Here is a 10,330-nt window from a genome sequence, read left to right on the forward strand (position 1 = left end):
CCATTACTCCGCCGCGACGACGTGCGGCCGCTCGACGTTCTCGACCTCGTCGGCCTGCGGTTCGAGACGGCGCTTCAGGCGGCGGTCGATCCGATCGAGATAAATGTAGATCACCGGCGTGATGAATAGCGTCAACAGCTGCGACAGGCAGAGACCGCCGACCACGGCGACGCCAAGCGGCTGACGCAGTTCAGCACCGGCCCCGGCACCAAGAGCAATCGGCAGCGTGCCGAAAATCGCTGCGAATGTCGTCATCATGATGGGCCGGAAGCGCAGCAATGCGGCTTCGCGAATGGCATGCTCGGCGCTCAAGCCCACCCGGCGACGCTCCAGCGCGAAATCCACCATCATGATGGCGTTTTTCTTGACGATGCCGACCAGCATCACAATGCCGATCATCGCGATCACAGACAGTTCCATATTGAACAGCATCAGCGTCAGGATCGCGCCGATGCCCGCCGACGGCAGGCCGGAAATGATGGTGATCGGATGGATGAAGCTTTCGTAGAGAATGCCGAGGATCACGAACGCCGCGAACACTGCCGCCAGGATCAGCACGCCCTGACCGCGCAGCGAGTCCTGGAACACCTGCGCCGTGCCGGAGAAGCCGGTCGCGATCGTGACCGGCAGGTTCGATGACTGTTCAAGCGAAGTGATCTTGTCCACCGCGTAGCCCAGCGAATGGCCCGGCGCGAGATTGAAGGAGATTGTCACTGCCGGCTGCTGGCCCTGATGATTGATCTGCAGCGGGCCGACCGTCGGCACCAGTTTCGCGACCGCAGCGAGCGGAATCGTCTGGCCGTTCCCGGTCTTCATGTAGAGCTTGGAGAGATCGGAGGGATCAACGCGAAACTGCGGCTGCGCCTCCAGGATGATCTGATAGTCGTTCGATGGCATGTAGATGGTGCCGACCTGTCGCGAGCCATAGGCGTTATAAAGCTGGTTGCGTACCTGATCGACGGTGATGCCGTAGACAGCAGCCTTCTCGCGGTCGATATCGACCGTCATCTGCGGGTTCTTGATGTAGAGGTCAGTAGTGACGTCGAGCAGGCCCGGGATCTTCTCGATGTTGTCACGCATTTGAGGCGCCAGCCGATACAGCGACTCGGTGTCGCCGCTCTGCAGGACGTATTGATACTGGCTCTTGGAAATCCGCCCGCCGATATTCAGGTTCTGGATGCTCTGGAAGAACGCCTGCACGCCCGGAATTTCCCGCGCCTTCGCGCGCAGGCGTCCGACGACAACACTGACGGGGTCACGCGTCTTCTGAGACTTCAAGGCAATGAACAGGCGGCCGTAATTCGCGGTGGGATTGGGGCCGCCGGAACCGACGGTGGAGTTGATATAGTCGATCGCCGGATCGGATTTGAGCACATCGACCAGCGCCTGCTGCCGCACCTTCATCGCCTCGAAAGAGGTGTCGGTCGCAGCTTCAGTCACGCCGATCAGGAAGCCGGTGTCCTCCTGCGGAAAGAAGCCTTTTGGCACGATCATATAAAGGTAAATCGTGCCGCCGAGCGTTGCCAGCGTGACCAGCAGCATCAGCCCCTTTCTCGCCAGCACCAAGTCGAGTGTCCATTCGTAGGCGCGAAGCCACGACTCGAACACTCGTTCGAAGAGACGGAGCACGATGTTCGGCTTCCTGGTCGCGTCATGCGCCTTCAGTACCCGCGCGCACAGCATCGGCGTCAGCGTCAGCGACACGAAGCCGGAAACCACGATAGCGACCGAGATCGTGACCGCGAATTCCCGGAACACCCGGCCGACAATGCCGCCCATCAGCAGCACCGGAATGAACACCGCGATCAGCGAGAAGGTGATCGAAATGATGGTAAAGCCGATCTCGCGTGCGCCCTTCAGCGCCGCCTCGTAGGGCCGCATGCCGCGTTCGATATGGCGGACGATGTTCTCGAGCATGACGATGGCGTCGTCGACCACAAAGCCGACCGACAAGGTCAGCGCCAGCAGCGTCATGTTGTTGATGGAATAATCCAGCATGTACATGACGGCACAGGTGCCGAACAGCGAGATCGGCACCGCCAGCGCCGGAATGAACGTCGCGGAGGCCGAACGCAGGAACAGGAAGATCACCAGAATGACCAGTGCCACCGCGATCAGCAGGGTTTCCTCGACGTCGGCGACCGCCTGCCGGACCGAAATGGAACGGTCCATCATCACGTTCATGGAAACCGAGGGCGGAATCTGCGCGCGCAGCGCCGGCAATTTGGCCAACACGGAATCGACCACCGCAACCGTATTGGCGTCCGGCTGCTTCTGAATAGCGAGCACGATCGCGCGTTCGTCGTTCAACCAGGTCGCAACCTTGTCGTTCTCGACGCTATCGTAAATCTTGGCGACTTCATCGAGCTTGACCGGCGAACCGTTGCGCCACGCAACGACCACCTGCCGGTAGTCGGCAGCCTTTTCCATCTGGCCGGAGGCCTGAAGGGCGACGTCCTGCTTCGGTCCGTTCAACGTGCCGACCGGCGTCGAGGAATTGGCGCGCGAAACGGCGGTCCTGATGTCCTCGAGCGACAGCCCGCGGGCGGCCGCAGCTTCCGGGTCAGCCTGGACGCGAATGGCGAATTTCTGTGTACCGTAGATCAGCACCTGCGCGACGCCGGGAATTTGCGACAGCGCCTGCCCGATGGTGATGTCGCCATACTCGTTGACCGCCGACAGCGGCAGCGTCGCCGATCCCAGCGCGATGAACAGCACCGGGAAGTCGGCCGGATTCACCTTCCGGAAGCTCGGCGGAATAGTCATCTCGATCGGCAACCGGCGCTGCGCGATCGTCAAGGCGGTTTGCACGTCGAGTGCGGCTGCGTCGATATTGCGATTGAGGTCGAATTGAATGGTGATTTGCGTCGTGCCCTGCGACGAACTCGACGACATCGAGGAGATGCCGGCGATGGTCGATAGCTGACGTTCGATGATGCCGGCGACAGACGCCGCCATCGTGTCCGCGCTGGCACCTGGCAGGGTCGCGGTCACCGCGATGGTCGGAAAATCGACCCGCGGCAGCGCCGACACCGGCAGCAGGCGGAAACCGAAGACGCCGAACGCGATGATTGATGCCGTGATGAGCGTCGTCATCACGGGCCGGCGAATACAAAGCTCCGAGAGGGTCATTGCTCAGGCCCCGGCTTTGCGAGCCCGCGGTTCCGCCCGCGTGCCGTCCGAGAGCAGCAACTGCCCATCGACAACAACGTCCTCGCCACCCAACAGCCCCTCGGCGATCACGGACATGCCCTGGGAGGTACGGTCGACCTTCACCGGCTGAACCTTGGCCACTCCATCCTTCACCACGAACACGTAGTTCCCACTCTGGCTGCGCTGGACCGCCACCGTCGGCACCACGACGGAATTCTCGGTGCGGATGATGAGCTTGGTCGCGACTAGAATTCCCGGCCACAATGTCTCGTTCGCATTGCTCATGATGCCGCGCACGGTGACCATGCCGGTAGTGGAATCCACCGAGTTTTCGACCATCGCCACTTTGCCGTCCTCGGATCGCTGGTGGCCGGGGATGGTTGCGATCACCTTGGAGGAGCCGGTCGCCATCGCCTCGCGCAGGTCGACCAGAACACGCTGTGGAATGGCAAAGGTCACATAAACAGGCGCCATCTGGTTGATGACGGCCAGCGACACAGTGTCGGCCGGACGCACGAAGTTGCCGATCTTCACATTGGCTGCGCTGATCCGTCCCGAAAACGGCGCGCGGATGATGGTAAAGCTTTTCTGGACCTTCAGATTGTCCAGCGCGGACTGATCGGCCTTGATCGTGCCGATCAGGATATCGGCCTGGGTCTTGGCGTTATCGAGGTTGACCTGAGTGGTGGCGCCCTTGGCGATCAGATCGCTGTAGCGCCTGACATCGCGCTGCACGCCCTCAAGCTGCGCCTGGTCCCTGGCAAGCACGCCTTCGGCTTGCTCGATCTGGGCGTCGATCTGGCGCGCGTCGAGCGTAAACAAGAGATCGCCTTCATTGACCTTGGCGCCGTCTTCGAAGTGGACCGAGACGATAGTGGTTTCTAACCGCGATTTCAGCGCCACGCTCAAAATCGGCGTTACCGTTCCGATTGAATCGACATCGACCGGCACCGGCTTGCGCTCAGCTTTCGCCAGGTCGACCGAAATCACGCGGGCGCGTTGCGGAGCCTGCGCGCTGGCGCCCCCGTCAATCCATGACGAGCGCGTTACAAAGGCGGCCAGCGCTGTTATGCCCAGCACGCCTGCGAAAAAAATCAAATGACGCTTTTTCATGACATTTCACGTCAGCCGGTCCGCACGGACCGGGACAGTCCGGTTTCCTGCCCCCATGACGGCGACTTCTACGCCTCGCTCAAAATTGTTATCACAGTTTCTAAACGGTTATCACAGCCCCGCGATGGATGGTATGCCACAGAAGCGAAAATGTTGGTTACCGACGGGAACCTTTTGATGCGTATTGCTACATGGAATGTTAATTCGATCAGGCAGCGGCTCGACCACCTCCTGACCTGGCTGACGGATTGCGGGCCCGACATTGTCTGTCTGCAGGAGACCAAGTGCCTCGATGAGGCGTTTCCCCGGGAGCCGATCGAGGCGATCGGCTATAACGTGGTCACCCATGGCCAGAAGACCTTCAACGGCGTCGCGCTGTTGTCGAAGTTGCCGTTCGAGGAAACCAGGCCGCGCCTTGCTGGAGACGACGAGGATATCCACGCCCGATTTCTGGAGGGCGTGGTCACGCTGAAGCAGGGCGTGCTGAGGGTTGCTTGCCTCTACCTGCCCAATGGCAACCCGCCGGAAACCGAGAAATATACCTATAAGCTCAAATGGATGTCACGACTCCTTGAATATTCAAAGCAACAGCTGAAGGCGGAGGAGCCGCTGGTGCTCGCCGGAGATTTCAACGTGATCCCGGCGGCGCAGGACGTCCATAATCCGGCAGCCTGGGTCAACGACGCCTTGTTCCGCCCCACCACCCGCGAAAGCTTTCAATCCCTGCTGGGGTTAGGGCTGACCGACGCGCTGCGTGCCGCTACCGACGCCCCCGGCCAATACACCTTCTGGGATTACCAGGCCGGCGCCTGGCAGAAAAACCAGGGATTGCGCATCGATCACCTGCTGCTATCGCCGCAGGCCAGCGATCGGCTGATCGATGTCGGGGTCGACAGCTATGTGCGCGGCTGGGAGAAGCCGTCGGACCATGTGCCGGTGTGGGCCGACTTCGATTTGAAGGTCGCGTAACAACCTGGCTGTTGAGAGCGTCGTTGCGAGCGCAGCGAAGCTTCAGTCCTTGCGGCCCTGCACCCAGTGCTCGAGCATCTGCAGGGCCATCGCGCGGTCATCGTCAGACGCCCTGGCTATCGCCTTGTTGTAACTTTCCTTGATCCAGGTTTCGTCCGGTGCGGCGCTGTCCCGCGCCAATGTCAGCCACATCAGCCCGCGCGCGGCCTGACGTGGCAGCTGGTCGCCGTTGAACAGCATCTGGCCGAGCAAGGCCTGCGCCTGATGCTGACCTTTCTGGGCGGCAAGGCCGAGCCAGCGGGCGCCATAGCGGAAATCATCCCGCGACGAGCCGGCGCCCTTCAGATAGAGCCGGGCCAGATCGTATTGCGCGTCGGCATTGCCGAAATAGGACGCCGCGTAGGAGAACATCTCCCTCGCCCGCTCCGGATCCGACCTGATCTTCGAGTTGGGAATGCCGTTGAGGTAGTACCGCCCCAATGCCACAAAGGCGTTAGCGACGATCGCCGCCTGCGGCGCCGAGGGGCTGTCTTCGGCATGGGCATTGGCAATCCGGCTGAAATACTCAAAGGCGCGCAGATCGTCCTGGGTGACGCCATCGCCATTGGCGTACATCCGGCCCAATTTCCACTGTGCGACCGGATGACCGCCTTCTGCGGCGTATTGCAGCGAGGTCAACGAGGTCGCCGACGGCGGGATCGCCTTCTTCAGGGCAGCAGCGGCCCCGGGTTGGGCCGAAACGACGGGAATCGCCGCATCTGGAGCCACCGGCGCTCCGTCGAAAGCGAATCCCTGTGTGGCCACAGGGGTGGCCCCTAAAATCAACGCAAGAATGATACGCCTAGATATCCGCATAACACTGTTTCTCGTGCGCCCCGCCCGGATGAGTGACGGCGCCATCCACCGCCGGCCCAACCTGTTGGGCATATTTCCAGAGTGCACCTGACGTATGATTGGTCTCGCGAGCCCTCCATTTGGTTCTGCGTTCGGCCAGCTCTTTGTCAGTCAACTTTACGTTAAGTGTCCCGACGACAGCGTCGATTTCGATGATGTCGCCGTCCCGCAGGAGCGCGATCGGCCCGCCCACGGCCGCTTCCGGCCCGACATGGCCGATGCAGAAGCCGCGGGTGGCCCCGGAGAACCGGCCGTCGGTGATCAGTGCGATTTTACCGCCCATGCCCTGCCCGGTCAGCGCCGCCGTGGTCGAGAGCATTTCGCGCATGCCGGGACCGCCGCGCGGCCCCTCATAGCGGATCACGAGAACCTCGCCCTCTTTGTAGGTCTTCTTCTGCACCGCCTCGAAGGCATCCTCTTCGCGATCGAAGCAGCGGGCCGGTCCGGTAAATTTCAGGTTCGACATGCCGGCGACCTTCACGATCGCGCCTTCGGGCGCAAGATTCCCCTTCAGGCCGACCACACCGCCAGTGACGGTGATCGGCCTGTCAGCGGGCCGCACCACATCCTGGTGCGGATTCCATTTTACGCTCGTGAGGTTCTCGGCGATCGTACGGCCCGTGACTGTCAAACAGTCGCCATGCAAGTGGCCGTTATCGAGCAGCGTCTTCATCAGAAGCGGTATGCCACCAGCTTCAAACATGTCTTTGGCGACATAACGGCCACCCGGCTTCAAATCCGCGACATACGGAGTCTTTTTGAAGATTTCGGCCACGTCGAACAGGTTGAATTTAATTCCGCATTCATGGGCAATCGCCGGCAGATGCAGGGCCGCATTGGTCGACCCGCCCGATGCGGCGACAACCGCCGCTGCGTTTTCCAGCGACCGGCGCGTGACGATGTCGCGCGGGCGGATATTGGCCGCGATCAGCTCCATCACCTTCTCACCCGCGGTCATGCAAAACGCATCGCGGATCTCGTAGGGCGCCGGCGCGCCGGCCGAGTACGGCAGCGCAAGCCCGATCGCCTCGGACACCGTCGCCATGGTGTTGGCGGTGAATTGCGCGCCGCACGCACCGGCTGACGGGCAAGCCACCCGCTCGATTTCGTCCAGATCAGCGTCGGACATCTCGCCGACCGAATGCTTGCCGACCGCCTCGAACATGTCCTGCACCGTGACCTGCTGGCCGCGGAAATTGCCGGGAAGGATCGAGCCGCCATAAATGAAGATCGACGGCACGTTGAGCCGGACCATCGCCATCATCATCCCCGGCAGCGACTTGTCGCAGCCGGCGAGACCGACCAGCGCATCGTAGGCATGGCCGCGGATCGTCAATTCGACGGAATCGGCGATGCATTCGCGCGATGGCAGCGACGAGCGCATGCCGTCATGCCCCATGGCGATGCCGTCGGTCACGGTGATGGTGCAGAATTCGCGCGGCGTGCCGCCGGCGGAGGCGACGCCCTTCTTGACCGCCTGGGCCTGACGCATCAGCGAGATATTGCAGGGGGCGGCTTCATTCCAGCACGACGCCACGCCGACGAACGGCTGATGGATCTGCTGGGTGGTCAGCCCCATGGCATAAAGATAAGAGCGGTGGGGCGCCCGTTCCGGGCCCTCCGTCACATGACGGCTCGGTAGTCTCTTCTTGATGCTGGTTTTGGCGTCCATCGCGAACCTGTTTCCCCAGCCAACTCTTAGACCCGGAAAATGTAGGATTTTCCTTCGCCTTCGCGAGCGCCGTGGCCGTCAGCCTACGAAGAATGATTTCATGGAGGGGTGTGGCCAAAAAGCGGCGCGCGCAAGAGGTTGCTGAAATGACAGTTAAATCTTCGGTGAGTGTTGCGATCAAGCAACAATCGTGGCGTGCAGGCAACCATCCGGCCGTCCAATCAAGGAACCTGCCGACCCGCCAAGCCGCTCCTCAACCGGCTGCGCGCTGCGGAATCAGATGCGGCTTCTCCTGGCCAGCCACCACAGGCAGGTGATCGATCGCCCTGAGGCCAGGCCGTTTGCGCCACATGATTTCGGACTCATCCACCGCGAGCGTCAATCCGGGCCAGCGCTGGAATAAGGATTTCAGCGCGCATCTGCCTTCAATGCGCGCGAGCTGATGGCCAAGGCAGAAATGGATGTCCGTGCCGAAGGCAATATGCCGGTTCGGCCTTCGTTGCAGATCGAGCCGCTCCGGATGCGGATTTGCCTGAGGGTCCATGTTGGCCGCGGCCAGCATGGCCATGATCTTCTCGCCTTTTCTCAATCTGACGCCGCCGAGTTCGACATCCTTGCCCACATAGCGCGGCTTGGTGAATTGCACCGGCGTGGTGAAGCGCAGAAATTCCTCCACCGCCAGGTCGGCGCGGCTCCAATCTTCTTTCAGCCAGTCTCGCAAATCCGGATTTTTCAAAAGCTCATGCACCGATCCGCTGATCAGGTGCGTCGTGGTCTCGTGCCCGGCAAACAGCAACAGGAACATCATGGACACCATTTCGTCGCGGCTGATTCGACCGCCGTCTTTCTCGACGCGCACGATCTCGGCGATCAACCCTTCCCCACCCTGCCGCCGCACGGTCTCGATATGCCGTTCCATATATCGCTTCATCGCAAGGATCTTCGGCATCATGCCGAGGAATCCGAGCGCGCCGGTGAAGCGGGTGAAGCCGCCGGCCCATGCGACGAATTTCGTCCGGTCGGCCAATGGCAGCCCGAGCAGTTCGCAGATCACCGACAGTGGCAGCTTGCGCGCAAAGCGATCGACGAGGTCGGCCGGACTTCCCTCGGCAAACAGCTCATCGGCGAGTTGATCGCCGATCGCCTGGATATGCGGTTCCATGTCGAGCACGGCGCGGCGGCGAAAGGCCTCGTCGACGATGTCGCGCAACCGCTTATGGTCCGGCTCGTCCATCGACAGCATGCTGTTGGCCAGCGTGCGCACGATGCCCGGCATCCACCACTGAAGTCCGGCGACAGTACCGTCTTCCTTGCGAATGGTGAATGTCTCGGTGTCCTTCAGCACCTGATCGGCGAATGCCTGCGTCGTCGTGGCCCACACCGTGCCGATGATCGGGAACCGAACTTGCACGACCGGACCCATGGCGCGAAGCTTTTCGATCGCGGCGGCGGGATTACGATAGTAGTCCTGACTGGTGAAGTCTGCCTGAAGCGTCATGAGCGCTACCCTCGCCGAAAGCCGCGTCAAAGATGGCAAGTTCGCCGTAGTAATTCCAGATCAGGCAGATCGAGAACCGCATATGAATTCCATAAAGAATTCTGCGCCGGTGCACGCGGCCACGGCTTTTCGGCATAGGTACGAGTCCGCGTTCCCGCGGCGCGATGCGCCCGAGGCTTTGACTGAATTTGGACCCTCTTCATAAACAGAGGGCGCAGGGAAAGCCGGGTGCCCGCTGCACCCGCAGCCCGTGTGCATTGGTAGTAAGCACACGGTAGTCACCACAGGTACCCCGGAACACCCGGCCTTCCCTGCGCAATGGTTTTAACGGCTTATGTCGTGCTCTCCCCGGCGACGAATTCGTTTTGTCACCGTCGTCGGCGGATTGAAGGTTTTGCCGAACCCGGTTGGGCTCGCAAAACCTCCGCCGACTTGACACCAGCAACGGGTGCCAGGACCACACGGTTTTGCCGTACGCGCCCCGTCTTCGCCAAGAGGCTTCGCCGGGCTGTGCACCTCCGGCGAAACTTTAGTGAAAACGGAAGCAGCGCCGTCCGTCTGCGCGCCGGTTGTTCGCTCACGAACTCTTTGACAAGCCGCCCTGCGATTCCGATTGCGCGCCCGACGCTGCCGCGTCCACCGCATCCCACCGCGCGTTCGTGACGATCGCGAGCCGCCCCTCTTGTCGGGTGAGACGGGCGAGCTTGTAGGCGTGATTTGCCCGACAGCGAAAGCGGTTTATTTTGAGCGGCCGGACTGGACAGGCCAAATCACGTTGGATTCGCTGAGACAATTGGCGTTTCCGCGCGATGCTGAGCGACGCCCTCAGTCCTCGTGGTGATGAGCGCCAGCGCGTGTGACGATGCTTCGCATGGGGCGGGAGAACCATGAGGCCTCGACCTTACCCGCAGCCATCCTTCGAGACGCGCGCGATGCGCGCTCCTCAGAGCCTGACCGAAAAAGAAAGTTGAGTGATTCCAGCCCGTTGTGATTCCTTCGTGTTTGCGAAGACTCGAGGGAGCACAACATGT

Annotated in this window: 6 protein-coding genes; 1 reads left to right on the forward strand and 5 read right to left on the reverse strand. The window is 61.5% G+C overall.

Annotated features, from left to right (window positions below; all coding sequences use genetic code 11):
- Positions 1–3: 3 nt before the first annotated feature.
- Both N554_RS0116305 and N554_RS0116310 read right to left on the reverse strand, forming a co-directional pair.
- Entirely contained in the window at positions 4–3,132 is a 3,129-nt protein-coding gene (locus N554_RS0116305) for an efflux RND transporter permease subunit (RefSeq protein WP_029584439.1), read from the reverse strand.
- A 3-nt stretch (positions 3,133–3,135) separates the two neighbouring features.
- Positions 3,136–4,266 carry an efflux RND transporter periplasmic adaptor subunit gene (locus N554_RS0116310; protein ID WP_029584440.1) on the reverse strand — a complete coding sequence of 377 codons (1,131 nt, stop codon included), beginning with the start codon at positions 4,264–4,266 and terminating at the stop codon, positions 3,136–3,138.
- Between the two features lie 177 nt (positions 4,267–4,443).
- Here N554_RS0116310 and xth point away from each other — a divergent pair, with 177 nt between their 5' ends.
- On the forward strand, positions 4,444–5,235 hold the full coding sequence (xth, locus tag N554_RS0116315) for an exodeoxyribonuclease III (RefSeq protein ID WP_029584441.1): 792 nt from the start codon (positions 4,444–4,446) through the stop codon (positions 5,233–5,235).
- Between the two features lie 42 nt (positions 5,236–5,277).
- Here the strand turns inward: xth and N554_RS0116320 are convergent, their stop codons facing one another.
- From N554_RS0116320 to N554_RS0116330, 3 genes are all read right to left on the reverse strand, one after another.
- Positions 5,278–6,090 (reverse strand): tetratricopeptide repeat protein, encoded by an 813-nt coding sequence (locus N554_RS0116320; RefSeq protein ID WP_029584442.1) that lies wholly within the window; start codon positions 6,088–6,090, stop codon positions 5,278–5,280.
- On the reverse strand, positions 6,077–7,801 hold the full coding sequence (gene ilvD / locus N554_RS0116325; RefSeq protein ID WP_029584443.1) for a dihydroxy-acid dehydratase: 1,725 nt from the start codon (positions 7,799–7,801) through the stop codon (positions 6,077–6,079). Before ilvD ends, N554_RS0116320 begins: the two co-directional genes overlap by 14 nt.
- Before the next feature lie 253 nt (positions 7,802–8,054).
- Positions 8,055–9,299, reverse strand: coding sequence for a cytochrome P450 (locus N554_RS0116330; RefSeq protein WP_051677520.1), 1,245 nt, complete (start codon positions 9,297–9,299; stop codon positions 8,055–8,057).
- Positions 9,300–10,330: the final 1,031 nt, after the last annotated feature.

Source organism: Bradyrhizobium sp. URHD0069, assembly GCF_000701345.1.
GTDB lineage: Bacteria > Pseudomonadota > Alphaproteobacteria > Rhizobiales > Xanthobacteraceae > Bradyrhizobium.